General features: G+C 37.8%; 1 protein-coding gene. It reads right to left on the reverse strand.

Going from position 1 to position 576, the window contains the following annotated elements:
• The coding region (locus CBI42_RS11140; RefSeq protein WP_179211411.1) for a phage tail spike protein at nucleotides 1–576 on the reverse strand (576 nt) is incomplete at both ends.

Consider the following 576-nt stretch of genomic DNA (forward strand, 5'->3'; position numbering starts at 1 on the left):
CTCTCGGGCTTCTTCAAATAGTTTCTTAACGTGATCATTCCAACGCTGTTCCATATTGCGAATAAACGCCGGCGTAATTACTTTAACTGTACTGAACTCACCTAATACAACTTTATTTTGACTTGGGTCACTTTCTGAGGTAGTTTGCTGAATGACTCTTGCCTCCGTGGTTAAAATCGGGTTCATAGATAAATCAATCACCTTAATAGTATCGCCCAAGTTAGCTTGAAAATCTTGAGTTACCTCCACGGCATAGTTAATTCGTGGATGATTGTACAATCTTAATTCGCGTAATCCCCAATCAAGTAATGCTTTAGGTTCAGTAATAGTGTCACTAGTAATTGTTCCTTCCAGCCAGGTGTTCTGATCAGTGTTATAAAGAGAATTTGCTGAAACGTCAGTAATATAATTCTTGCCGTTATTAACCGAGGCAATTGAAGCATTATTTGCGCCCACAATGTAAAGCTTGGTTACTAAATTAGTATCAACTGTTTCTCGTTGGACAGATAACATGTTTTGCCCATAGGTAATTGACTTACCTTCATCTTCTCCCAATTGATCAGCTAATTCTAAAAT

Source organism: Streptococcus sp. KR (assembly GCF_002238115.1).
In the GTDB taxonomy this organism is placed as follows: domain Bacteria; phylum Bacillota; class Bacilli; order Lactobacillales; family Streptococcaceae; genus Streptococcus.